This is a genomic window from Bradyrhizobium glycinis (assembly GCF_016031655.1).
GTDB classification, from domain to species: domain Bacteria; phylum Pseudomonadota; class Alphaproteobacteria; order Rhizobiales; family Xanthobacteraceae; genus Bradyrhizobium; species Bradyrhizobium glycinis.
In genome coordinates this window covers 439,862-463,753 of record NZ_JACCHQ010000002.1, presented here as the reverse complement: position 1 = coordinate 463,753, position 23,892 = coordinate 439,862, and the positions used below count along the sequence as shown (strand labels likewise).

The window sequence follows — 23,892 nt, the reverse complement described above, 5'->3', positions numbered from 1 at the left end:
TCCGGGGCGCGCGCAGCGCGAACCCGGAATCCATCAGGCCGCTGAGACGGTGGATGAATGGATTCCGGGTTCGCGACTTTGTTGCGCCCCGGAATGACGAGAGAATCAGTTCGCGTAGCGCGCCGTGAGATCGCGCGAGATCTTCGAGCCTTCCTCGATGTAGCGGCGGATCGCCACCATCGCGGCCGGCGTGCAGCTGCGATAGGTCTGCTGAAAACCGTTATAGCCGCGGTTGAAGCCGGCGATCATGCGGGTGCGGCGCTCGCCGGAGGGAGTCTCGGCATCGATCAGCGCCTGCATCTCGTTGCGCCATTTGTTGCCCTCGTTGGCCCCGCAGATGCCGCGCAGATAGTGCAGCCCCCCGAGGATCTCGGCCAGCCGCTGCAGTTCGCCGTCAAACGGCGCCGCCACGTCCTGGGCCCTCGTAGGGACGGAGGCGCAGGCGAGAATCAGGGCGAAAATGGCCAGAAATCGCGTCGACATCGGCCGCTGTATGCCCCCTCGGGACGGCTGGCGCAAGGCGGGCCGTCAGGCCCCGAGCAGCCGGTGAGCGGACAGGATGACCTCCTCCAGCCCCCCGGTCAGCTTGAGGTCGCCGAGGCTTGCCAAGGCGCTAGGGTCGATCCAGCGGTAATCATCGAGCTCGTCGTTCAGCGCCGGCTCGCGGGCCGTCCACCGCGCGGCAAAGGACATGATCAGGTAATGGCCGGCACCGGCCGCGGCCGGCAGCACCTCGCGCCAGCCGGCGAGGCCAATGATCTCGATCCGAAGGCCGGTTTCCTCGTCGACCTCGCGGCTCAGGGCCTGATGCAGAGATTCGCCGAACTCGACCCGGCCGCCCGGCAGCGAATAGAAGCCCTTGGCCGGCGAGCGGGCGCGTCGGACCAGCAGCACCTTGCCGTCGCGGAAGATCGCCGCGCTGACCGCAAGCTGGGGGTGGGCAGGGTGGACGATTGCGGCCAATCGCGTCACCTATCCCGATGAGTTCGCCATGATGGTGTCGACGTCGGCTTCCGCCCCGCCATTGATGATGCCGCCGCAGGCTGCGATCAGTGGCTTGACCCAGAGCGTGGCCTGCTCGGCGAGCCGGACGCGCGTCGAGTCCTTCTCGACCTCGCGCATGGCCGAACCGACCGCGGTCAGGATCGAGGTCATGGTATCCGTCAAGTGGTCGAACTGGGCACGCACATTGGGATCGGCCTTCTCATAGGCCTCGATGGCGAGATCCCGCGCCTTGAAATTCGACGCCGTGAAATGCTCAGCATAGGACAGCGGCGTCCAGGTCAGGAAGTCTTCGGCGCATTCCGGCATATCCGGCACCATTTCGAGCAGCATCACGGCTTCATTGAAATGGTTGAGATAGTCGGTGGCAAGCCCGGTCCGCGGGTTGATGTTGGCCACGCGCAGCCGTTCGGCCCAGGCGGCCGCCTCGGGGCCCGTCTGTACATGCGTCTGCGCGGGTTGGGAGGCCGTTGAGCTCATCTGCCGCAGTGTTAACGTTCGGGGTTAAAAGGACCTGAACGGACCCTATATAGGCCTCCAAGGATGTGTGGACGCTTCGTCATAACTTCGGCCCCCGCGGCTCTGCGGCAACTATTCGGCTATGTCGAACAGCCGAATTTCCCGCCCCGGTACAATGTCGCTCCGACGCAACCGATTCCGGTGGTGCTGGTCGAGAACGGCGCGCGCCATTTCCGTCTGATGCGCTGGGGCCTGCTGCCCGGCTGGGTCAAGGATCCCCGCGGGTTCACGCTCCTGGTCAACGCCCGCTCCGAGACGGTGCTGGAGAAACCCGCCTTCAAGAACGCGATTCGCCGGCGGCGCGGTCTGATCCCGGCCGACGGCTATTACGAGTGGAAGACGGAAGCCGGCCGCAAGCAGCCCTTTTTCATCCACCGCGCCGACGGTGAGCCGCTCGGCTTTGCCGCTGTGTTCGAGACCTGGGTCGGGCCCAACGGCGAGGAGCTCGACACGGTCGCGATCGTCACCGCCGCGGCGGGCGAGGATCTCGCCGCGCTACATGACCGCGTGCCCGTCACCATCAGCGCGCGCGACTTCGAGCGCTGGCTCGACATCAAAGGCGACGAGGTCGATGCGATCCTGCCGCTGATGAGGCCCCCGCGCGTCGGCGAATTCGCCTGGCATCCGGTTTCCACCCGCGTCAACCGCGTCGCCAATGACGACGAACAGCTCGTGTTGCCGATCAGCGCGGAGGAGATCGAGGCGGAGGCCGAGGCCGCGAAGCCGAAGAAGGCGATGCGGAAGGTTGCCGCGAGCCCGGCCGATGACGGGCAGGGGTCGTTGTTCTAGGCGCGATGCCGTAGGGTGGGCAAAGCGAGGCGTGCCCACCATCGTGCACCGAGCAAGCCGTGAGATGGTGGGCACGGCGCGTCGCGCCTTTGCCCACCCTACACGACCTCGCCCGCCCTCAACCGCGCGATCTCCGCCGCATCGAATCCCAGCTCGCCCAGCACCGCGTCCGTATCCGCGCCCAGCTCCGGCGCCATGCGATCGAGCCTGCCGCTGCCATGGGCGAGCTTGAAGCCGCTGCCGGCAAAGCGCAGGCGGCCGTATTCCGTGTCCAGCTCCTGGATTGCGCCACGCGCCTTGATTTGCGGATGGTCGATCACTTCCTCGACCTTCCAGATGCTGGCGCAGGGCGCGCCGGCGTCCTCCAGAATTGTCTCCCATTCGCGTGCCGGCCGTTTCGCCAGCGCTTCCTCGATGATGGCGCGGAGCGCCGGCTCGTTCTCGTTGCGGGCGAACCAGTCCGCAAAGCGCGGATCTGACAGCGTATCCTCGCGGCCGAGCGCAGCCATCAATGCGCGGTACTGCTTCTCGTTGTTGACGGCGAGCAGGATGTGGCCGTCGCCGCACTTGAACAAATTGGCCGTGGTCCGGCGGCTCACTGCCTGATTGCCCGAGAGTGTTTGCCGATGGCCGGCCACCGACCAGTCCGCGATCTGGCCGGAGAGAAACGCCAGCGTCGCTTCCAGCATGGAGACATCGATCAGCTGCCCCTTGCCGGTGCGGTCGCGTTGATACAGCGCGCTCGAGACACCAAAGGCAGCCGTGGCGCCGGAGAGCACGTCGCACACCGCAAAGCCTGCGCGCGTCGGCCCCGTCTCGGGGTGGCCGGTGATCGCCATGATGCCAGACAGCGCCTGCATCTTGCCGTCATAGCCGGGCCGCAGGCGGTCCGGGCCGGTCTGGCCGAATCCCGACACCGCACAATAGATCAGCTTCGGGTTGATGGCGGACAGCGCCTCATAGCCGATGCCGAGCTTGTCCATCACACCGGGGCGGAAATTCTCCATGACCACGTCGACCTGCGCCGCAAGCTTCTTCACGATCGCGATCGCCTCTGGCTTCTGCAGATCGAGCGTCAGGCTGCGCTTGTTGCCGTTGATGGCTTGGAATGCCGGCGCCAGCCCGCGCTCGGCCCATTCGCGGCTGAGCGGCGTGCGGCGCATGTCCTCGCCCTCGCGCCGCTCGACCTTGATGACGTCGGCGCCGAGCAGCGCGAGCTGGTAGCTCGCATAGGGGCCGGCCAGCACTTGCGTGAAATCCAGGATCTTTACGCCCTCGAACGGTCGCGTCACCTCGCTCTCCCTCGGCTTATTGTTGTTGGAGGACGTCAAGCGGCGCGATTGCCGCGCGCGATCTCCTTCTGCTTGTCGAACTCGGCACGGCGCCGCGCCAGCTCTTCGGGGCTAAGCTGCGCGACGTTGTTGTAGTCGAGCTTCCAGGAGGCGTCGTCGCTCCAGCGCAGCGGCGACTGCACCGTGGTCTGCGGACCGCTCGCCGTCTCCAGCAGCCGGAGCGCGAGCTCGAGCGTCTGGGCCTGCGAGGCGATGTCGTGCGGCTTGCCGGCGGAATTGCCGAGCGGGAAGTCGCTGAACAGGAAGCGCGGCACGGCGGCGTGCTCGACGATGTCCTTGGCGCAGCCCATGATGACGGTGGCAATGCCGTTGCGCTCCAGATGCCGCGCCACCAGAGCCGTGGTCTGGTGGCAGACCGGGCAGTTCGGCACCAGCACCGCGACGTCCACCTTGTCCGCGAGGCAGCGTGCGAGGATCTCCGGCGCGTCGGTGTCGAGCGTGACACGATGGCTGCGATTGGTCGGCGCGCCGAAGAAGCGCGGCGCGACTTCGCCGATGCGCCCCGCAGCGGAGGCCTTCAACAGCTGCGGCAGCGGAAACCAGGTGCCGCTGTCGGTGGCCGAGGTGTGCTTGCGGTCGTAACCGATGTGCGAGATGCGCAGATCGTGCTCTTTCGACGTGTCGCCGTCATAGACCTGATAGAACTTCGCGCCGCCATTATACGCCGCGCCCGGCCCCTGGTCGCCCTTGGCCGGATCGTAAGGCGCCGCGGTGGTGATGATGGTGACACGGGATTGCGAAAGCGGCTTCTTCAGCGGCTGGAACGGCGCCGCGGTGTAATGCGCCCAGCGGTACGGCGTGGTGTAGCCGATCGCCGCGTAATAATCCCGGGTGCGCTGCATGTAGGGGACGGGGGAGTCGTAGTCGGGCGCAAAGCCGAATTCGTCGTCGCGCGGAGCAGACATAGCGCGTCTCCTGGTTCTTGGTTGGCGCCAGACTAGAGCTAGTTTTGCGGTTGCTCAACCGGGGGAGGGGACACGCAGGACAGAATTGCAGACGAGGATGACGCGGCATCTCTTACCCTCCCCTGGAGGGGGAGGGTCGCTGCGCATAGAGCGAAGCGGCATGCGCGAGCGGGGTGGGGTGACGGTCTCTCCGCGAAGAGAACTGCCCGAGTGGAGAGATCACCCCACCCCGCTCGCGCTGCGCGCGATCGACCCTCCCCCTCCAGGGCCCTCCAGGGGAGGGTGAAGAGCATCGCCTACCTGAACACGTGCAGCGCCACATACTGCAGCAGCATGATCGCCTTGGCGTCGATGATGCGGCCGTCAGTGATCATCGCCAGGGCCTCGTCGATGGAGAGCTCCAGCACCTCAATGTCCTCGCCCTCGTGTTCGAGGCCGCCGCCGTCGCTCACCCGCATCTCGGGCTCGTATTCGGCGACGAAGAAATGCAGCTTCTCGGTGATGGCGCCGGGGCTCATGAAGGCCTCGAACACCTTGTGGACGTGGTGCAGGCGATAGCCGGTCTCTTCCTCGGCCTCGGCCCGGATACGCTCCTCGGGCTCGGCGTTGTCGAGCACGCCGGCGGCGGCCTCGATCAAGAGGTCGTCGTAACCGCGGATGTAGGCCGGCAGGCGGAACTGGCGCACCAGGATCACGGTCCGCCGCGCGAGATTATACGGCAGCACGGCGGCGGCGTTGTCACGCTCATAGGTCTCGCGATGCTGGGTCTGCCACTCGCCATTGGCGCGCCGGTATTCGAAGGTCGTGGTCTTGAGCGTGGTCCAGCCGTCCGAGAGCACGCGGACGTCCTTGATGCGGACGCGATCGGAAATGGTCATGGCTGGATCTCAATTGCTTGGCGTGGTCGCGCGGCCGTCGAGCCACTTCTGGAACATCACGGATGTCGAGAGCTCGAAGCCGAGCGAGCCGTAGAACGCATTGGCCTGCGCGTTCTCGCGGCGGACCAGGAGCTGCAGCTTCGAAATCCCGGTGTTTCGCAGCCAGTCCTCGGCCGCTGCCATGATGATGCGGCCATAGCCGCGCTTCTGACAGCTGGGATCGACGGCGACGTAATAGACCCAGCCGCGATGGCCGTCATGGCGGACCATCACGGTGGCGACGATCGCGCCGTTGTCGCGGCCGACCAGCACGGTGGAATTGTCGCGCCGCCGCGCCAGCGCGATGTCGGCATGCGGATCGTTCCAGGGTCGCGTCAGGCCGCAGCGCTGCCACAGCGCGACGACGCCCTCGACATCGGCATCGGCGATCGCCTCGATCGCAAGGGAAGCGTTCACAGCACCTTCCCCGGATTCATGATGCCGAGCGGATCGAGCATCGCCTTGATGGAGCGCATCAGCTCGATCGCGGTCTTGTCCTTCACCTCGGGCAGCTCGTCGCGTTTGAGCACGCCGATGCCGTGCTCGGCCGAGATCGAGCCGCCCATCCGCAGCACGATCTCGAACACCACCGCGTTCACGTCATGCCACCGCGCGAGGAAATCGGCGGTGTCGGCACCGATCGGCTGGCTGACATTGTAGTGCAGATTGCCATCGCCGAGATGGCCGAACGGCACCGGCCGCGCGCCGGGGATCAGTTTCACAACGGCGGCATCGGCCTCGGCGATGAAGTCGGGCACGGCCGCAACCGGGACGGAGATGTCGTGCTTGATCGAGCCGCCTTCCGGCTTTTGCGCCGCCGACATCTCGTCGCGCAACTTCCAGAACGCAGCCCGCTGGGCGAGGCTCGCCGCGATCACGGCGTCGTCGACGATCTCCTCCTCCATGGCGCGGGTGAGGATCGCCTCCAGCGGCGTGCGGGCATCCTCGCTCGGCGATGACAATTCCATCAGCACGTACCAGGGATGCTTCTCGGCGAGCGGATCGCGCACGTCGATGCCGTGGCGGACGGAGAAATCCACCGCCAGCTCCGACAGCAGCTCGAAACTCGTCAGCGCATTGGCGGCTTCGACTTGCGCGATGGTGAGCAGCTTGAGCGCTGCCGCCGGCGATTTCAGCCCGACGAAGGCGGTTTCGATCGCCCGCGGTTTCGGAAACAATTTCAACGTCGCCGCGGTGATGATGCCGAGCGTGCCTTCGGCGCCGATGAAGAGGTTGTGCAGATTGTAGCCGGTGTTGTCCTTCTTCAGCTTCGACAGCGCGTTCAGCACGCGCCCGTCGGCGAGCACCACCTCCAGTCCCAGCGCCATCTCGCGAGCGACGCCATAGGCGAGCGCCGCGGTGCCGCCGGCATTGGTCGAGAGATTGCCACCGATGGTGCAGCTGCCTTCGGCGCCGAGCGACAGCGGAAACAGCCGGTCGACCTCGGAGGCCTTGGCTTGCGCGATCTGCAGCACCACGCCGGCCTCACACGTCATGGTGTTGGAGGCGGTGTCGATCTCGCGGATCTTGTCGAGCCGGCGCAGCGACACCACCACCTCGCCGTTGTGCGGCGTCTGGCCGCCGACGAGCCCGGTGTTGCCGCCCTGCGGCACCAGCGCGATGTTGTGTGCGGAGGCGAGCTTGCAGATCGCGGAGACCTCCGCGGTTGAGCCCGGGCGCAGCACCAGCGGCGAGCGGCCGTGGAACAAATTGCGTTCCTCTGTGACGTAAGGCTCGATATCGCTGGGGTCAGTGATCGCGTGGCGGTCGCCGACGATCTTGCGGAATTGCTCGATCAATTCGGGCGCAAGCGGCGGGATGGCAGGCTTGTCGATGTTCATGTCCTCGTCTCTTGCTTCACCGCGGCGCGGCGCAGCCGGTCGTTGATCGCCTCGCCCAGACCATCTTCGGGAATCGGCATCACCGCAATCGCCCGCGGCCCTTTCGCATCGAGGCTGCGAAGATAGCCGAACAGATTGGCGGCGGCTTCATCGAGATCGGCGGCGGGCGACAAATTCATCACGGCCGATGCGGCGTCAAGGCCCGGCAGGCGCGAGGGTCCAAACGCCAGCAGTGCCTCGCCCGGCGCGACCTCACGTGCGTTGAGCCGCACATGGGCGCGCGGCGCGTAGTGCGAGGCCAGCATGCCCGGGGCCAGCGGCTGGCTGTCGTCGCTGCCAGCCTCCACCGGCGGCCGCGCCAACGGCGCGCCCAGCACCGCCTCGATCCGCTCGCGTGAAAGCCCGCCGGGACGAAGCAGCATCGGCGCGTCGAAGCAGCCGAGAATCGTGGATTCCACGCCGACCGTAACAGGCCCGCCGTCGATGATCAGGTCGATGCGCCCGGCAAGGTCGCTCTCGACATGGGCGGCCAGCGTCGGAGAGACGTGGCCGGAGATGTTGGCCGACGGCGCCACCACGGCGCCGCCGAAGGCGCGCAGGATCGCCTGCGCGATCGCGTGGGCAGGGATGCGGATCGCCACCGTGTCGAGGCCGGCCGTGGCGAGATCCGCCACTGGGCAGTCCGCGGTCTTCGGTACCACCAGCGTCAGCGGCCCCGGCCAGAACGCGTCCGCGAGCGCCAGCGCGCGCGCATCGAACCGCCCGATCCGCCGCGCGGCCTTGAGGTCCGCGACATGCGCGATCAGCGGATTGAACGCCGGCCGGCCTTTGGCGGCGTAGAGATGGGCGATCGCGGCGGCATTGGCAGCATCCGCCCCGAGCCCGTAGACCGTCTCGGTCGGAAACGCGACCAGCCCGCCGGCCGCCAGCGTTCGGGCGGCGACTTCCGCGCCGGCCGCGCCGGCCGGCAAAATCAGCGTCTCGAGACCCGTTTTCACTAGGGCAAAATTCCTCAGCTCGGCCGCTTGCAGTGCGTCAAACCCGACGCTATAAGCCGCCTTCTTGTCGGAGTGTGGCTCAGCCCGGTAGAGCACTGCGTTCGGGACGCAGGGGTCGCAGGTTCGAATCCTGCCACTCCGACCATTCTTCCAAAAATCGACGTTTTCCAGAGGCTTGGCGGACCGGCCGCCGGTGCCTCAGGACGCCTTTTTGCAACGATTTCGGGACCGGGTCCACGGTGGATTTGGTCCGAGCAGGGCGGCCTGTTGCGGCGGCATGGCTTGTCTTGGGTCGGCCGCGAGGGGTTAGCGCTGCGAGATAGGTCAGAGGACGCCGCGCCGCTCAAACGGAATTCGAAGCGCCGTCCCCTCGATGCGACCGCAATGACCTCACGAGCCGCCGAGGCCCACTGCATAGCTGCACTCCGGAGAACCGGTTGCTGTCCAGTCAGGCCGATGGCTAGATGAACGCACAGTCGATCGCGCGTTCGAGAGCGCGATCGGCCAATAAACAGGGCTGGAAATCATGAACAAGAAAATCCTCGCGCTCGTCGCAGCTTTTGGCTTCGCCGCCTGCGGGTCGGCTTGGGGAGCGTGGCGGGACGACAAGCCCATCGAAGTCGTGGTCGGCTTTGCGCCCGGTGGCGGCACCGATGTCATGGCGCGTAAGCTGCTGCCCTTTGTCGAGCGCGCGATCGGCGGCAAGGCGAAATTTGTCGTTCTGAACAAGCCTGGCGCCGGTGGAGAGATCGCGTTTGCCTCGATCGCGCGCGCGGTGCCTGACGCCTATTCGATTGGTGTCGTCAACGTGCCGGGCTACAATTTCCTGCCGATGACCCGCAAGACCCAATACACCACAGACGAGATTCGGCTGGTCGCACGGGTCGTCGAAGATCCGAACGTGATCGTGGTGCCCGCGAACAGCAGATTCGAGGATCTGCCGGCTGTCGTTGCCGCGCTTCGCAGCAAGCCGGGGTCGGTGAGCTTCGGTCACAACGGCGCCGGCACGAACGGTCATCTGGCCATTCGCATGCTCGCGGCCGTCGCGAAGGTCGAGCCCAACGAAATCTCCTACAGAGGAACGGCGGCACAGCGCACCGATCTTTTGGGCGGGCATCTGGACGTCGGGATGGTCACTGTCAGCGAGATTCCCGAGTTGCATGGCACCAACAAGGGGCCACTTCGCGTCATCGCGATCCTGTCGAAGAAGCGCCTTGCAGCGCTGCCCGACGTTCCGACGGCAGAAGAGGTGGGCTTTGCGGTCGTGACGACGGCGGAGCGCGGCTTTGCGGTCCCCAAGGGCGTTCCAGACGACATCGTCAAGAAGCTGGAAGCCGGGATCGCCGAGGGCCTGCGTCATCCGGAGTACCTGACGGGTTCGCCCGGGGATGAGCCGGTGATCGCCTTCATGCCTGGCGCGGAGTGGCAGAAACGTCTCGACGACATGTCCGAGACCCTGCGTCCTTTCGCCGAGCAGATGCGGGCAAGCGAACAGAAGTGATTGATCCTGCTCTGGCAGGCGGTTGCTGAGACTATTCGTCATGCTCCGGGCCGCTGCAAATCAAGGCCTCGATGGCCGCGCCGCCTCATGTTTGCCGCCCCCTCCAGCGCAAACGGCGCGGCCGTGATCGGCCGCGCCGCTGTGATCTTGCCATGTGAAGGGCCCTAGTCCTCGTAGTCGTAGGGCGCGTAGGCTGATGCGCCCCAGCGAGGCCCGTCATAGCCGTAACCCGGGCCCCAATAACCGTAGGTGTTGGTGGGGTGCCAGTCGCCGATGCGCTGGCATTGGCCGATGCCGGCCATCAATTGTCCGCCGCTCATGGCGGGTCCGGCGGCCCCGACTGCTTCTCCAGCCGGTGGGGTGCACGGGCCGGGACCCCGTCCCGCAGCGAGGCTAGGGCTTGCAGTTGCGAGCGGCAAAATCGCGGCCAGAGTGGCGGCGACGCTCACGAGTTTCGTACGTGTCATGGTTGTCTCCATGTTCGGGTTCAACGGGGGACCAATCTCTCCTGCTTCGAGACGTTCCGCGCGGAACGGTCGCGATTTCGCGAGCTAAAAGGGTTTCCTCGGGTTTCCCGGAACGCGGTGATTCCATTCACGTGAGCGCGTCGTCACGGGCGCGCATCATCATCTGCGAGCGATCAGCATACCCACTAGAAAGGCTACCATCAGCGACGGCAGCGGAGCGTCACGCACCATGCCGCGGACCACGTCTTGCCAGTGCTGCTGCGGCACCAGTTTCGGCGATCGCACGTTTGGCGCGGGCTGGATGCCCCAGCTTGTTGCGATCTCGGCGATCTCGCTCTGCGCAAGGCGCACCCCGTCGCGGACGCGAAAGATCGCGGCCTCGGACCGCTCGCGCGGTGCGAGCAGCATCAAGGTCTCGACGGCGGTGCGCAGCGTCATCTCGCCGTAGCCTTGCAGTCTGACCTGCTCCTCGGGATCGGACGTCATGCGAAATCCCTCACAGCGCCAATTCTTTGGAAATGGCCGCCGCCGAGCTTGGTTCCAAGGGCCCGAATCGGCAGGCCGACTATTTCCGCAGCAGCTCGCTCAAGGCCGCTGTCGCCTCGGCGCAGCGGATGTCGTCGATCTCCCGCGACAGGCTGAGCGCGCTGGATCTCAGCTCATCGAGCTTCCAGCTGTCCGGATGCTGGCTTTCGAGCTGACCGAGACGCTTGTTCAGATCGTCCAGTCTCGATTGAAGCTGCCCGATGCTGGTGGCCCCATTCACTTTCCAAACGCGTTGTGCACGCATTGTCGTTCCCCTGATAGTCTCACGGTGTTGTGAGAGCGCTTCGTGGCCGGATTGGGAGTTTGTTTTGTCCAGCTTCAGACGGTGGGGAACCGTTGCAGATCGGCAACGGATTTCCTGTTTAGGGAGCTCATCCAGCGCCGCACGATGATACCCGCAGGCACGGAATTTGATTGTGTCCTCCGCGCAGAGGGCCGAGGCGGCCTGGGCGCGATGATATGCCAACGCCCGGGGCACTCATAAAAATGGGGAAGACGCGTGGCGAGAATTGTGACCATCGCAGCCGGCCAGCTCGGCCCGATCGCGAGGAGCGAGACCAGGACTGCGGTGGTGGCGCGGCTGATGGCGTTGATGCGCGAGGCGCGGGCTTGCGGCTGCGACCTGATCGTCTATCCCGAGCTGGCGCTGACCACGTTCTTTCCGCGCTGGTACTTCGAGGACCAGGCCCAATATCGACAGCTTCTTCGAGCGCGAGATGCCGGGCCCCGAGACGCAGGCGCTGTTCGATCTTGCCCGCGAGCTCGGCATCGGCTTCTGCCTCGGCTATGCCGAGCTGACGCTCGAGGCCGGGCTAGTCAGGCGCTACAACACGTCCATCCTCGTCAACAAGAGCGGCGCGATCGTCCTGAAATATCGCAAGGTGCATCTGCCCGGCCATGCCGAGCATGAGCCGTGGCGCGAATTCCAGCATCTGGAGAAGCGCTATTTCGAGCCCGGCAGTGGCTTCGGCGTGGTCGATGCCTTCGGCGGCGTGATGGGCATGGCGATCTGCAACGACCGCCGCTGGAGCGAGACCTATCGCGTGATGGGCCTGCAGGGCGTCGAGATGGTGCTGATCGGCTACAACACGCCCGTGCACAATCCGCCCGCGCCGGAGCATGACGATCTCTCGCTGTTCCACAATCATTTGGTGATGCAGGCCGGCGCCTACCAGAACGGCACCTTCGTGGTCGGCGTCGCCAAGGCCGGTATCGAGGAAGGCGTCGACCACATCGGCGGCAGCTGCATCATCGCGCCGTCGGGCGAGATCATCGCGGCCTGCACGACAAAGGGCGACGAGATCGCGCTGGCGCGCTGCGATCTCGATCTCTGCAACTCCTACAAGCGCACTACCTTCAATTTCGACGTCCACCGCCAGCCGCGCGCCTACGGGATGATCGTCGAGCGGAAGGGCGTGACGATCATGGCGGATGGGACGCCGGTGAAGGGGTGATGCTGCCGGACCGGGGTGTTTCGCCGGGCTGTCAACCCGCCGGCGCGAAAACATTCCGCTTTACCGAAATTCGGAAATATCGTATGTCTCGCCCATCCCGGCTCAATCTTGAGGGGCGACCATGCGGTCGTCATTGTCGCGAGCCGGGCTTGCGGTGGACGCGGCAGCGTCGTGTACGAGAGGCCAAGGGCAGGGGGGATTGCTCTCCGTGAGTTCGAGGCTCCGTATGGACGAGCGGCGCTGTCAGGTTCGTCGCGCCGGCATTTCGATGGCAACGTGCACAAATCCGTCGAACCCTGCGGCGCCAACGAACCGCGCGTACGGCAAAACCGTGTGGTCCTGGCCGTCGTTGCTACGGTCAAGCTCTGGCGAATGCGGCATCTGCGTCAACCGGCGCGGTGTCGGTGACTCTTGCGGGAGTGAGGGAGGCCAGAACGAACTCGGCTCCCGGGAGAGCGCGGCATAAGCCGTCCGACCATCGCGCAGGGAAGGCCGTGTGTTGGGCTTCACCTGTATGCTGCTGTGCGGTTCTTCCTGCGTGTGCATTTCGCGCAGCGGACCGCGGGTGCCGCCGGCACCCGGTCTTCCCTGCGCCCTTGAACGTGAGGGCGGCGAGATCAAGCAAAGCTCGGGCGAAATGCGTCGCGAGAATGCGAAGGCGTATCTGCAATGCACGTTGGAGAGTTTGCTGCGTCGCCCCTTGCTCCGTCATTGCGAGCGCAGCGAAGCAATCCAGAATCTTTCCGCGGTGACAGTCTGGATTGCTTCGCTGCGCTCGCAATGACGAGGAGGAGAGTGCGCGCGCAAGGCTCCGCTCTCGTGCCCCGGACGCAGCGTCCCTTCGACCGTGCGCTGCAGAGCCGGCCCCCACCTACCGCAAGACGATCGCCGATCAACCACCCAATCACAACCAAGTGTCTTTATTCGGAAACGTCCATTCCCTATTATCCCGCAATGCAAAAGATCGCCCGTCGCTCCCGGCCTGCCGCACGTCCGCCCGGCCGCCCCCGGCAATTCGATATGAACACCGCGCTCGACCGCGCCGTGCGCGTTTTTCGCGAGCGCGGCTATCATGCCACCTCGATCGGCGACCTCAGTGCGGCGATGCGGCTCGCCACGGGAAGCATCTACAAGGCGTTTCGCGACAAGCATGCGGTGTTCCTCGCCGCTTTCGAGCGCTACGCGGCGCTGAGCCAGGAGCAGACTTGCAACGCGGCGGCGCGCGGTGCGAACGGCCGCGAGCGAATCCGTCACGTGATGCTATCCTATGTCGAACGTTCCAGGGGCAGCGATGGGCGGCGCGGCTGCCTCGTCGTCGGCAGCGCCGTCGAATTGGCCGCGGTCGATCCGGTCGTTGGAGCCCGCGTCAATGCGCAGCTCAAGAGCAACGAGAGCTTCATCGCCGGCCTCATTCGCGAGGGCCAGGCCGACGGCTCGATTCCGCGCCATGTCCCGGCCGACGACACCGCGCGGCTGATGATCTGCATCACGCAAGGCCTGCGCGTCGTCGGCAAGGCCCGCGTGCCGCTCGAGGGCGAGCGCCTCGTCGGCGTCGCGATGAAGCTGCTCGCCTGAATTTTTCGTCATAATAGGGAATCATCATTCCCTATTGATAAGGAGTCGATGCGAATGACCATGAATGCCACGATCGAGAGCGCGCCCAGGCCGGATGCGGTGTCGCAGCGCCTGACCTTCGTGCTTGCCGCGGCCTGTGGCATGGTCGCCGCCAACATCTATTATGCGCAGCCGCTGATCGCCCCGATCAGCGCCGCGCTTGGCCTGTCGCATGCAGCTAGCGGGCTGATCGTCACCATGACGCAGATCGGCTACGGCACCGCGTTGCTGCTGATCGTGCCGCTCGGCGATCTCGTCGAGAACCGCGCGTTGATCTGCTCGGTGATCATGCTCGGCGCCGCGGCGCTGCTCGCCGCGGCTTTCGCAACCCATGCGCTGCCGTTCCTGCTCGCCGCACTGTTCATCGGCCTCGGCTCGGTCGCGGTGCAGATCATCATCCCCTATGCGGCGCACCTGGCCCCTGAAGCCATCCGCGGCCGCGTCGTCGGCAACGTCTCGACCGGCCTGATGCTCGGCATCATGCTGGCGCGGCCGGTGTCGAGCTTCGTCACAGCCCTGCTGTCGTGGCACGCTGTGTTCTTCTGCTCCGCCGCGCTGATGATCGTGCTCGCGGCCGTGCTCTGGATGACGCTGCCGAAGCGCAAGCCGGTGACTCGGCTGCACTATGGCCAATTGCTGCTATCGATGCCGCATCTGGTGCGGGCCACGCCGCTGCTGCGGCGGCGCGCGCTCTACCAGGCGAGCCTGTTCGGCGCCTTCACCCTGTTCTGGACGGTGGCGCCGCTGCAACTCGCCGGCGAGTTCGGCTTCTCCCAGCGCGGCATCGCGCTGTTTGCACTGGCCGGTGTCGCCGGCGTGTTCGCAGCACCGATCGCCGGGCGCCTCGCGGACCGCGGCCATAGCCGTATCGCGACGCTGGTCGCGATGCTGCTCACGGGCGCCGGCTTCCTCGTGACCTCCATCGGCGCGCCCGGCTCGATGCTCAATCTCGCCTGTCTCGTCGTGGCCGCGATTGCGATCGATATTGGCGTCCAGGGCAACGTGGTGCTGGGCTTCCGCGCCATCTTCGCGCTCGGGCACGAGCACCGCAGCCGCCTCAACGGTCTCTACATGGCGACGTTCTTCGCCGCCGGCGCGGCCGGCTCCGCGATCGGAGCCTGGGCGTTCGCACAGGGCGGCTGGACGCTTGCATCGGCCATTGGCCTTGCTTTGCCTGTCGCGGGGTTGCTCTACGCGGTGACCGAGTAGCGGCCGGTCGCCAACACGGTGCGATGCGAGCCGTTCACCAACCTTGCGATAACGCAATTTCCATCTCGCGGATTGGTTGCGGCTGTAGTACTTTCGTCGCAACCGCACCTGGTTAACGGGCGGCAGGGGGAGGCTGATGAAGCGTGCGGGGCTGTTTGGCGTACCGCGGATACGGCCGTGGTCGTGGCAGGCGTTTCTGCTCGGGCTCGCCGTCGTCGCGGTGTCGGCCGTGGTTCAGGGCATTTGCGTCCTGCTCGGTGCAAAGCTCTATTTCGCAGCGTTCCTGCCCGGCCTGTTCGTGCTTGCGCTCATGACGGGCGCACCGGCCGCGGCGTTCGCCGCGCTGCTCACCGTGCCGCTGGTGTGGTGGGCGTTCATCCCGCCCGCCTTCGAGTTCAACGCGCTGACCAGCGCGAATGCCGATTCCATCAACTTGTTTTGCCTTCTTGCCGTCCTCCTGATCGGCCTCGCCGATCTCTGCCGCGCGACAATGACGATCGTCAGAAGCGGCGGGCTGAAGCGTTCGGGCGAGAGCGCGGCGACGAATCCGCAATAGATCGCGCCGCGCGCGTTGCGCCCGCGCAACAGTCCAGCAACCATCCGCGAACTTGCCGCGCGCCGCTAACTTTTCGAAAAAGATTTGGCCGCAGTTTCTCTCGCGGGAATGACGAGGGAGTTTTCGGACATGAACGGTCACGCCATCCTGGAGAACGTGCGCCGCTACCGCGGCATCGCATCGCTCTATCGCCAGACCGCAGCATTCCGCCCGGGCCAAAGCTGGTCGCTGCTGGAGCAGGCGAGCGAGTGGGAAGCGCGGGCGCTGTCGGAGCTGGAAGCCTATTTTGGCTCGCGCACGGACCACGCCGCCCCGCTCGCGGCCTGATCGCCGGCCATCGGCGCGCCCCTGAACCGGCTCGCCGAAGGCGCGACCGCCCACGGGCAATTACGGAGTTGTCTCCGCATCCTTCTGTGCTAGCAACGGCCGAGACATTCTTTACGTCGGCCGGGGCACGCGATGACCACCTTCAACCGCATCTTCACGACGGAGCGCCTGCTCCAGATCATCGTGGTGCTGGCGGCGACGCTCGCCATGAAGCTGATGAGCTGAGCGAAGGCCGGCTATCGCCCGCCGAGCTCGGGCACGTCGGGCAGATAATTCGAGCCTTCCGAGCCGAGAAAATCGAACATTGCCTGCGCGGGCGGCAGCAGCACCTTGTCGCTGCGGCGGATCACGTACCATTGCCGCACGATCGGCAGGCCCGCGACGTCGAGCACGACGAGCCGGCCCTCGGCGAGCTCATGTGCCACGGTGTGGGCCGAGATGAAGGCGATGCCGAGCCCGGCGATGACCGCCTGCTTGATGGTCTCGTTGCTGCTCATCTCCATGCCGATGATCGGCTCGAGATCCGATTTCTGGAACATGCCCTCCATCAGCGTCCGCGTGCCCGAGCCGGGCTCGCGGGTGAGGAAGGTCTCGTGCACGAGGTCGGTCAGGCTGAGGCCGGAATCCTTTTCCAGCCAGTGACCCTTGCGCGCGACGATGATGTGCGGGTTGCGTCCGAGCTGGCGGACGTCGACGGTGACGTCGGCCGGTGGCCGACCCATCACCGCGAAGTCGAGGTCGTAGCCGTGCATGGCCTCGCGGATCTCCTCGCGATTGCCGATGGTGAGCTTGATCTCGATCTTGGGGTAGCGCTTGGAGAACGCCGCGATCGCATGCGGCACGAAATATTTCGCGGTCGAGACCGCGCCGAGATGCACAGTGCCGCCGGTCCGCCCCGCGAGCAGGTCGAGCGCGCCCTGGCAATCCGTGATCGCGGCTTCGACCCGTTCGGCCAGCGCCAGCACCTCCCTGCCGGCTTCCGTCAGCAGCATGCCGTCGCCGGTCCGCTGCACCAGGGGCAAGCCGGCGAGGTCCTGCAACTGCCGCAGCTGCTGGGTCACGGCCGGCTGGGTCAGCCCGAGATGGCTGGAGGCCGCCGTCACGCTGCCCTTGGCCGAGAGCGCCGCGAGCGAGCGCAGCTGCCGGATCGTCAGATGCCGGAGCTGGGCCGCTGCATGGCTGGCGCCATTATAAGAAAATTCTTTGAGAGCCATTATGAATAGAAATTTTCCTTATTAAGCCGCCCCTGTCAATCTCCTGATGCCGGCACTGACCGCGACCTGCCTCCACCGGGGAGGGAATGGGTGCGGCACCGGCAAAGGGGATGGACGCAGATGACCGGGCAACTCAGGCTGGACGACCACCTTCAACGGTATTGCGAGACCGCGCCGCATGCGTTGGCAGTGGCGGCCGCGGTCGATGCCATCGCGGCCGCGGCCATCGAGATTGCCGATCTCATCGCCAGCGGCGATCTCGCCGACGCCTCGGGCCTGACCACCGGGCGCAACAGTGACGGCGATCTCCAGCGCGATCTCGACGTCCAGGCGGACGCGATCCTGCGCCGCTGCCTCAGCCGGCTGCCGATCGCCGCGCTGGCGTCGGAGGAGATGCGCGAGGCCCAGATCGTCGATCGTCAGGGGCGCATCTGCATCGCGATCGATCCGCTCGATGGTTCCTCCAACATCGACATCAACATGACCGTCGGCACGATCTTCTCGATCCTGCCGGCACCTGACGATCTCTCACTGGTCTTCCATCAGCGCGGCTCGGCGCAGCTCGCAGCGGGCTTCGTCACCTACGGCCCGCAGACCTCGCTGGTGCTGACGCTCGGCGACGGCGTCGACATCTTCACGCTCGACCGCAACGCGGGCTGCTTCCGCCTCGCGCGCAGCGCCGTGCAGATCGTCGAAGCCTGCGAGGAGTTCGCGATCAACGCCTCGAACCGCCGGCACTGGGACCCGCCGGTGCGCGCCTTCATCGACGAATGCCTCGCCGGTGTCGAAGGGCCGGCCAACCATGACTTCAACATGCGCTGGATCGGCTCGCTGGTCGCGGAGGCCTATCGCATTCTCACCCGCGGCGGCGTATTCCTCTATCCATCCGATGCGCGGCCCGGCTACGGCGACGGCCGCCTGCGCCTCGTCTACGAAGCGCACCCGGTGGCGATGATTATCGAGCAGGCCGGCGGCTCGGCCTCGACCGGGCGCGAGCGCATCCTTGAGCTGTCAGCGCAGAGCCTGCACCAGCGCGTGCCGTTGATCATGGGTTCAACCAACGAGGTGCGGCGCGTCGAGGAGCTGCATTGCGATCCACTGCTGGTCGCCAGCGTTTCAGCGCCGCTGTTCGCGCGGCGCGGATTCTTCCGGCTCTGAGCGAGGCGTCCCATGTCCAGGAAGCATCCGATCATCTCGATCACCGGCTCCTCCGGCGCCGGCACCACCTCGGTCAAGAAGACCTTCGAGCAGATCTTCTTCCGCGAGAAGGTCAACGCCGCCTACATCGAGGGCGACGCCTTTCATCGCTACGATCGCGCCGAGATGCGTGCGCAGATGGCGAAGGAGGCCGAGCGCGGCAACAAGCATTTTAGCCATTTCAGCCCCGAGACCAATTTGTTCGAGGAGCTGGAGCGCGCCTTCCGCGACTACGGCGAGACCGGCACCGCGGTGACGCGCCACTACGTCCACGATGCCGAGGAATCGGCGCTGCATGGCGCCGCCCCCGGCACCTTCACCGACTGGAAGCAGCTGCCGGAGAACTCCGACCTGCTGTTCTACGAGGGCCTGCACGGCGCCGTGGTCACCGACAAGGTAAACGTCGCGCGCTATGCCGACCTCAAGATCGGCGTCGTGCCCGTCATCAATCTGGAATGGATCCAGAAGCTGCACCGCGACCGCAGCGCGCGCGGCTATTCGACCGAGGCCGTCACCGACACCATCCTGCGGCGGATGCCCGACTACATCCACTACATCTGCCCGCAATTCACCGAGACCGACATCAACTTCCAGCGCGTGCCGACGGTGGACACGTCCAATCCGTTCATCGCGCGCTGGATTCCGACGCCGGACGAATCGATGGTGGTGATCCGCTTCAAGAATCCGCGCGGTATCGACTTCCCCTATCTGCTCTCGATGCTACCGCAGAGCTGGATGTCCCGCGCCAATTCGATCGTGTGCCCGGGTGCGAAGCTGGACCTTGCGATGCAGCTGATCCTGACTCCGCTGATCATGCAGCTGATCGAGCGCAAGCGCAGCCTGAAGTGAACAGGGAGAGACTCCGATGAACATCTCCGTCCATGCCGAAGCCGACCTCAATGCGGTCACGCACAACGATCTCGCCAATGCCGTCCGCTTCCTTGCGGTCGACGCCATCGAGGCAGCGCAGTCCGGCCATCCTGGCCTGCCCATGGGCATGGCTGATGTCGCGACCGTGCTGTTCTCGCGCTTCCTGAAGTTCGACTCGGCGCATCCGAACTGGCCGGACCGCGACCGCTTCGTGCTGTCGGCGGGGCACGGCTCGATGCTGCTCTATGCGCTGCTGCATCTCACCGGCGGCGACGTCAGCCTCGACGACATCAAGGCCTTCAGGCAGTGGGGCTCGAAGACGCCGGGCCATCCCGAATATGGGCACACGCCTGGTGTCGAGACCACGACAGGACCACTGGGGCAGGGGATCGCGACCGCGGTCGGCATGGCGCTCGCCGAGCGCATGGCGAATGCGCGGCATGGCGACGGGCTCGTCGATCACTTCACGTATGTGATCGCGGGCGATGGCTGCCTGATGGAAGGCATCAGCCAGGAGGCGATCTCGCTGGCCGGCCATCTCGGGCTCGGCCGGTTGATCGTGCTGTTCGACGACAACGGCATCTCCATCGACGGGCCGACCTCGCTCGCGACGTCGGACGACCAGCTCGCGCGCTTCGCTGCCTCCGGCTGGTCGGTCCGCCGCGTCGACGGGCATGATCCCGAAGCGGTGGCGCAGGCGATAGCGGAGGAGCGGGAGACCGCAAAGCCGTCGCTGATCGCCTGTCGCACCATCATCGGCTATGGCGCGCCTGATAGGCAGGGCACGGAGAAGGCGCATGGCGCGCCGCTCGGCACCGAGCAGACGGCGGCGGCGCGCCGGAATCTCGGCTGGGACTATCAGCCGTTCGTCGTGCCGATTCCGGTGCTCAAGGCGTGGCGGATGATCGGGCAGCGCGGGCAAGTCGACCGCCTCGCCTGGCTCGATCGTTACGAACGCGCGACGCCCGAGCAGCGTAATCTGTTCGTCGAGGGCAAGGCCGTGGCTCTGCCCGCTGCCTATGCGCTGGCCGCGGCGAAATTGCGCGAGCGCTTTGCCAGCGAGCGGCCGAAGCTGGCGACGCGGCAGGCCTCGGAACAGGTGCTCGAGGGAATCGCAGGAGCAATTCCCGGCCTGGTCGGCGGCTCCGCGGACCTCACCCATTCGAACCTGACGCATGCCAAGGCGCAGGCGCCGGTCAAGAGCGGTGCGTTCGCCGGCGACTACATCCACTATGGCATCCGTGAGCACGGCATGGCCGCCGCGATGAACGGGCTTGCGCTGCATGGCGGCTTCATCCCCTACGGCGGTACGTTCCTCGCGTTCTCCGACTACAGCCGGCCCGCGATCCGGCTTGCGGCCCTGATGCGGCTGCGCGTCATCCACGTGATGACGCACGATTCGATCGGCCTCGGCGAGGACGGACCGACACATCAACCGGTCGAGCATCTCGCGGCGCTGCGCGTGATTCCGAACCTGCTCGTGTTCCGCCCCGCCGATGCCGTGGAGACGCTGGAGGCCTGGGATTGCGCGCTCGCGGCGGAGCATCGACCCTCAGTGCTATGCCTGTCGCGTCAGGCCTTGCCGACATTCCGCAGCGATGTGCGCGGCAGAAACCGCGTCGCGAACGGAGCCTATCTCGTCGTCTCGCCGGATGGCGGTCGCGACGTGACGCTCATCGCAACCGGCTCGGAAGTCTCGATTGCCCTGGAAGCCGCGCGCCTGCTCGCGACCGAGCACGTTCGCGCCGCCGTGGTCTCAGCGCCGTGTTTCGCACTGTTCGAGGAGCAGCCGGATGATTACCGCGCCGCCGTGCTCGGCACCGCGCCGCGTGTTGGTGTCGAGGCCGCTGTCGCCGGCGACTGGCATCGCTGGATTGGCGCCGACGGCGAATTCGTCGGCATGCGCGGCTTCGGCGCCTCGGCGCCGGCGCCGGTGTTGTACCGCGAATTCGGCATCACGCCGCAAAGCATTGCGGCAGCCGCCCGCCGGGCGATCGCCCGCAAGAGCCAATAGGAGGACGACCCTTGGCCCGTATCACCCTTCGCCAATTGCTCGATCACGCTGCCAGCCACGGTTACGCCGTGCCGGCGTTCAACATCAACAACATGGAGCAGGGCATCGCGATCATGCAGGCGGCGGCTGCGGTCGATGCGCCGGTCATCATCCAGGCCTCGCGCGGCGCGCGCAGCTATGCCGGCGATCTCATGCTCTCGCACATGATCGACGCGCTGGAGCGGACCTATCCCGACATTCCGCTCTGCATGCACCAGGACCACGGCAATGACGAGGCGACCTGCGCTTCCGCCATCGCCCATGGCTTCACCTCGGTGATGATGGACGGCTCGCTCAAGGCCGACGCCAAGACCGCGGCCGACTATGACTACAACGTCGCCATCACGCGCCGCGTCGTCGATCTCGCCCATTGGGTCGGCGCTTCCGTCGAAGGCGAGCTCGGCGTGCTCGGCTCGCTCGAGCACGGCGGCGGCGAACAGGAGGATGGCCACGGCGTCGAAGGCAAGGTCAGTCACGACCAGCTCTTGACCGATCCGGATCAGGCCGTTGACTTCGTTCGCGCCACCAAGGTCGATGCGCTCGCCATCGCGATGGGCACCTCGCACGGTGCCTACAAGTTCAGCCGCAAGCCGGATGGCGATATCTTGGCGATGCGGGTGGTCGAGGAGATCCACCGCCGGCTGCCGAACACGCATCTGGTCATGCACGGCTCCTCCTCGGTGCCGCAGCCGCTGCAGGACATGTTCAACCAGTTCGGCGGCGAGATGCCGCAGACCTGGGGCGTGCCGGTCGAGGAGATCGTTCGCGGCATCCGCAGCGGCGTGCGCAAGGTCAATATCGACACCGATTGCCGGCTGGCGATGACCGCGGTGTTCCGGAAGGTGGCGGCGGAAGCGCGCTCCGAGTTCGATCCGCGCAAGTTCCTGAAGCCGGCGATGGACGCAATGCGCGAATTGTGCCGCGAGCGGTTCGAGCAGTTCGGCACCGCAGGCCACGCCAGCAAGATCAAGGTCATTCCGATGAGCGAGATGGCACGGCGCTATCGCGTCGGGGAGCTCGACCCGCGCATCGACGCCCGCGAGCCCGTGGCGGCCTAGTCGATCAGAGAAAGCAGATAAGAGAGCAGGAGAGAGACATGAACGCACATGCAGGCACGGTCCGCGGCAAAGAGCGCTATCGCTCCGGCGTGATGGAATACAAGCGCATGGGCTATTGGGAGCCCGACTACACGCCGAAGGACACCGACGTCATCGCGCTGTTCCGCGTCACGCCGCAGGACGGCGTCGACCCGATCGAGGCCTCAGCTGCTGTGGCAGGCGAATCCTCGACCGCGACCTGGACCGTGGTGTGGACCGATCGCCTGACCGCGGCCGAGAAATATCGCGCCAAGTGCTATCGCGTCGATCCCGTTCCGGGCTCGCCCGGCTCGTACTTTGCCTACATCGCCTATGATCTCGACCTGTTCGAGCCGGGCTCGATCGCCAACCTCTCGGCCTCGATCATCGGCAACGTGTTCGGCTTCAAGCCGCTGAAGGCATTGCGGCTCGAGGACATGCGCTTTCCCGTGGCCTATGTGAAGACCTTCCAGGGGCCGGCAACCGGCATCGTCGTGGAGCGCGAGCGGCTCGACAAGTTCGGCCGGCCGCTGCTCGGCGCGACCGTGAAGCCGAAGCTCGGTCTGTCCGGCCGCAATTACGGCCGCGTGGTCTATGAGGCGCTGAAGGGCGGGCTCGACTTCACCAAGGACGACGAGAACATCAACTCGCAGCCCTTCATGCATTGGCGCGACCGCTTTCTCTACTGCATGGAGGCGGTGAACCGCGCGCAGGCCGCCTCCGGCGAGGTGAAGGGCACCTACCTGAACATCACCGCGGGCACGATGGAGGACATGTACGAGCGCGCCGAGTTCGCAAAAGAACTCGGCTCGGTCATCGTGATGATCGACCTCGTGGTCGGCTACACCGCGATCCAGTCCATGGCCAAGTGGGCGCGCCGCAACGACATGATCCTGCATCTGCATCGCGCCGGCCATTCCACCTATACCCGGCAGAAGAGCCACGGCGTGTCGTTCCGCGTCATCGCCAAATGGATGCGGCTCGCGGGCGTCGACCACATCCATGCGGGCACGGTGGTCGGCAAGCTCGAAGGCGATCCCAACACCACGCGCGGCTACTACGACGTCTGCCGCGAGGACTTCAACCCGGCCAAGCTCGAGCATGGCCTGTTCTTCGACCAGTCCTGGGCCAGCCTGAACAAGATGATGCCGGTCGCCTCCGGCGGCATCCATGCCGGGCAGATGCACCAGCTGCTCGACCTGTTAGGCGAGGACGTCGTGCTGCAGTTCGGCGGTGGCACCATCGGCCATCCCATGGGCATTGCGGCCGGTGCGACCGCCAACCGCGTGGCGCTGGAAGCGATGATCCTCGCCCGCAATGAGGGCCGCGACTATGTCCACGAGGGGCCGGAGATCCTGGCCAAGGCGGCCCAGTCCTGCACGCCGCTGAAGGCTGCGCTCGAGGTCTGGAAGGACGTCACCTTCAACTATCAATCCACCGACACGCCGGACTTCGTGCCGACGGCGCTGGAAACCGTCTGAGGAG

Annotated in this window: 25 protein-coding genes, 1 tRNA gene and 1 pseudogene; 14 read left to right on the top strand and 13 right to left on the bottom strand. The window is 66.0% G+C overall.

Translation table 11 applies throughout. The annotated features are described in order from the left end of the window. Positions 1-105: 105 nt before the first annotated feature. From HZZ16_RS06535 to HZZ16_RS06525, 3 genes are read right to left on the bottom strand one after another with little or no spacing between them, the layout of a single operon-like run. Entirely contained in the window at positions 106-483 is a 378-nt protein-coding gene (locus HZZ16_RS06535; RefSeq protein ID WP_197947684.1) for a TIGR02301 family protein, read from the bottom strand. 45 nt (positions 484-528) lie between these two features. Next, entirely contained in the window at positions 529-963 is a 435-nt protein-coding gene (locus tag HZZ16_RS06530; protein ID WP_197947683.1) for an NUDIX hydrolase, read from the bottom strand. Between the two features lie 9 nt (positions 964-972). Continuing rightward, a complete protein-coding gene (locus tag HZZ16_RS06525) occupies positions 973-1,482 on the bottom strand; it encodes a hypothetical protein (protein WP_197947682.1) in 510 nt (169 codons plus the stop codon). Positions 1,483-1,545: 63 nt separating this feature from the next. On the opposite strand from HZZ16_RS06525, the gene HZZ16_RS06520 reads away from it, so the two are divergent. Further along, a complete protein-coding gene (locus HZZ16_RS06520) occupies positions 1,546-2,310 on the top strand; it encodes an SOS response-associated peptidase (RefSeq protein WP_197947681.1) in 765 nt (254 codons plus the stop codon). A gap of 98 nt (positions 2,311-2,408) precedes the next feature. On the opposite strand, the gene HZZ16_RS06515 is transcribed toward HZZ16_RS06520, so the two are convergent. The 6 genes from HZZ16_RS06515 to HZZ16_RS06490 all read right to left on the bottom strand — a co-directional run bounded on the left by HZZ16_RS06515 (position 2,409) and on the right by HZZ16_RS06490 (position 8,323). Further along, a complete protein-coding gene (locus HZZ16_RS06515) occupies positions 2,409-3,602 on the bottom strand; it encodes a CaiB/BaiF CoA transferase family protein (protein ID WP_197947680.1) in 1,194 nt (397 codons plus the stop codon). A 35-nt stretch (positions 3,603-3,637) separates the two neighbouring features. After that, positions 3,638-4,567 carry a glycine reductase gene (locus tag HZZ16_RS06510; RefSeq protein WP_197947679.1) on the bottom strand — a complete coding sequence of 310 codons (930 nt, stop codon included), beginning with the start codon at positions 4,565-4,567 and terminating at the stop codon, positions 3,638-3,640. 296 nt (positions 4,568-4,863) lie between these two features. Beyond that, entirely contained in the window at positions 4,864-5,445 is a 582-nt protein-coding gene (locus HZZ16_RS06505) for an NUDIX hydrolase (RefSeq protein WP_197947678.1), read from the bottom strand. Between the two features lie 9 nt (positions 5,446-5,454). Continuing rightward, positions 5,455-5,901 carry a GNAT family acetyltransferase gene (locus HZZ16_RS06500; protein ID WP_197947677.1) on the bottom strand — a complete coding sequence of 149 codons (447 nt, stop codon included), beginning with the start codon at positions 5,899-5,901 and terminating at the stop codon, positions 5,455-5,457. Then, the gene (locus HZZ16_RS06495) at positions 5,898-7,325 is read right to left on the bottom strand and encodes an FAD-binding oxidoreductase (RefSeq protein ID WP_197947676.1); all 1,428 of its coding nucleotides are present in this window, start codon (positions 7,323-7,325) and stop codon (positions 5,898-5,900) included. The genes HZZ16_RS06500 and HZZ16_RS06495 overlap by 4 nt, the downstream gene beginning before the upstream one ends. After that, positions 7,322-8,323 (bottom strand): L-threonylcarbamoyladenylate synthase, encoded by a 1,002-nt coding sequence (locus tag HZZ16_RS06490; protein WP_197947675.1) that lies wholly within the window; start codon positions 8,321-8,323, stop codon positions 7,322-7,324. Before HZZ16_RS06490 ends, HZZ16_RS06495 begins: the two co-directional genes overlap by 4 nt. A 68-nt stretch (positions 8,324-8,391) precedes the next feature. On the opposite strand from HZZ16_RS06490, the gene HZZ16_RS06485 reads away from it, so the two are divergent. Together HZZ16_RS06485 and HZZ16_RS06480 are read left to right on the top strand one after the other, a co-directional pair. Further along, positions 8,392-8,468, top strand: a tRNA-Pro gene (locus HZZ16_RS06485). Positions 8,469-8,849: 381 nt separating this feature from the next. Further along, positions 8,850-9,824, top strand: a complete 975-nt coding sequence (locus HZZ16_RS06480) for a tripartite tricarboxylate transporter substrate binding protein (RefSeq protein WP_197947674.1) — start codon at positions 8,850-8,852, stop codon at positions 9,822-9,824. 164 nt (positions 9,825-9,988) lie between these two features. Here the strand turns inward: HZZ16_RS06480 and HZZ16_RS37100 are convergent, their stop codons facing one another. From HZZ16_RS37100 to HZZ16_RS37095, 3 genes are all read right to left on the bottom strand, one after another. After that, positions 9,989-10,144 carry a hypothetical protein gene (locus HZZ16_RS37100; protein WP_246509975.1) on the bottom strand — a complete coding sequence of 52 codons (156 nt, stop codon included), beginning with the start codon at positions 10,142-10,144 and terminating at the stop codon, positions 9,989-9,991. A 306-nt stretch (positions 10,145-10,450) separates the two neighbouring features. Further along, positions 10,451-10,777, bottom strand: a complete 327-nt coding sequence (locus HZZ16_RS06470) for a hypothetical protein (protein ID WP_197947672.1) — start codon at positions 10,775-10,777, stop codon at positions 10,451-10,453. A 79-nt stretch (positions 10,778-10,856) separates the two neighbouring features. Beyond that, positions 10,857-11,303, bottom strand: coding sequence for a hypothetical protein (locus HZZ16_RS37095; RefSeq protein WP_246509974.1), 447 nt, complete (start codon positions 11,301-11,303; stop codon positions 10,857-10,859). A 33-nt stretch (positions 11,304-11,336) separates the two neighbouring features. Between HZZ16_RS37095 and HZZ16_RS06460 the strand changes: the two are divergent. The 6 genes and pseudogenes from HZZ16_RS06460 to HZZ16_RS06435 all read left to right on the top strand — a co-directional run bounded on the left by HZZ16_RS06460 (position 11,337) and on the right by HZZ16_RS06435 (position 15,997). Then, positions 11,337-12,291 (top strand): annotated as a pseudogene (locus tag HZZ16_RS06460) (N-carbamoyl-D-amino-acid hydrolase). 496 nt (positions 12,292-12,787) lie between these two features. Continuing rightward, entirely contained in the window at positions 12,788-13,075 is a 288-nt protein-coding gene (locus HZZ16_RS06455; protein WP_197947671.1) for a hypothetical protein, read from the top strand. Between the two features lie 170 nt (positions 13,076-13,245). Continuing rightward, positions 13,246-13,866, top strand: a complete 621-nt coding sequence (locus HZZ16_RS06450; protein WP_197947670.1) for a TetR/AcrR family transcriptional regulator — start codon at positions 13,246-13,248, stop codon at positions 13,864-13,866. A 54-nt stretch (positions 13,867-13,920) separates the two neighbouring features. Continuing rightward, the gene (locus HZZ16_RS06445) at positions 13,921-15,114 is read left to right on the top strand and encodes an MFS transporter (RefSeq protein ID WP_197947669.1); all 1,194 of its coding nucleotides are present in this window, start codon (positions 13,921-13,923) and stop codon (positions 15,112-15,114) included. A gap of 136 nt (positions 15,115-15,250) precedes the next feature. Next, positions 15,251-15,670 (top strand): DUF4118 domain-containing protein, encoded by a 420-nt coding sequence (locus HZZ16_RS06440; protein WP_197947668.1) that lies wholly within the window; start codon positions 15,251-15,253, stop codon positions 15,668-15,670. Between the two features lie 129 nt (positions 15,671-15,799). Next, positions 15,800-15,997, top strand: a complete 198-nt coding sequence (locus HZZ16_RS06435) for a hypothetical protein (RefSeq protein WP_197947667.1) — start codon at positions 15,800-15,802, stop codon at positions 15,995-15,997. A gap of 236 nt (positions 15,998-16,233) precedes the next feature. On the opposite strand, the gene HZZ16_RS06430 is transcribed toward HZZ16_RS06435, so the two are convergent. Next, positions 16,234-17,211, bottom strand: a complete 978-nt coding sequence (locus HZZ16_RS06430) for a LysR family transcriptional regulator (RefSeq protein WP_197947666.1) — start codon at positions 17,209-17,211, stop codon at positions 16,234-16,236. Positions 17,212-17,331: 120 nt separating this feature from the next. Here HZZ16_RS06430 and HZZ16_RS06425 point away from each other — a divergent pair, with 120 nt between their 5' ends. From HZZ16_RS06425 to HZZ16_RS06405, 5 genes are read left to right on the top strand one after another with little or no spacing between them, the layout of a single operon-like run. Then, the gene (locus HZZ16_RS06425) at positions 17,332-18,369 is read left to right on the top strand and encodes a class 1 fructose-bisphosphatase (RefSeq protein WP_197947665.1); all 1,038 of its coding nucleotides are present in this window, start codon (positions 17,332-17,334) and stop codon (positions 18,367-18,369) included. Between the two features lie 12 nt (positions 18,370-18,381). Further along, complete coding sequence (locus tag HZZ16_RS06420) at positions 18,382-19,257, top strand: phosphoribulokinase (RefSeq protein ID WP_035716173.1); 876 nt, start codon at positions 18,382-18,384, stop codon at positions 19,255-19,257. Between the two features lie 16 nt (positions 19,258-19,273). Further along, entirely contained in the window at positions 19,274-21,292 is a 2,019-nt protein-coding gene (gene tkt, locus HZZ16_RS06415; protein ID WP_197947664.1) for a transketolase, read from the top strand. 11 nt (positions 21,293-21,303) lie between these two features. After that, entirely contained in the window at positions 21,304-22,389 is a 1,086-nt protein-coding gene (gene fba, locus HZZ16_RS06410) for a class II fructose-bisphosphate aldolase (protein ID WP_197947663.1), read from the top strand. Positions 22,390-22,427: 38 nt separating this feature from the next. Beyond that, entirely contained in the window at positions 22,428-23,888 is a 1,461-nt protein-coding gene (locus HZZ16_RS06405; protein ID WP_197947662.1) for a form I ribulose bisphosphate carboxylase large subunit, read from the top strand. The last annotated feature ends 4 nt before the right edge of the window (positions 23,889-23,892 follow it).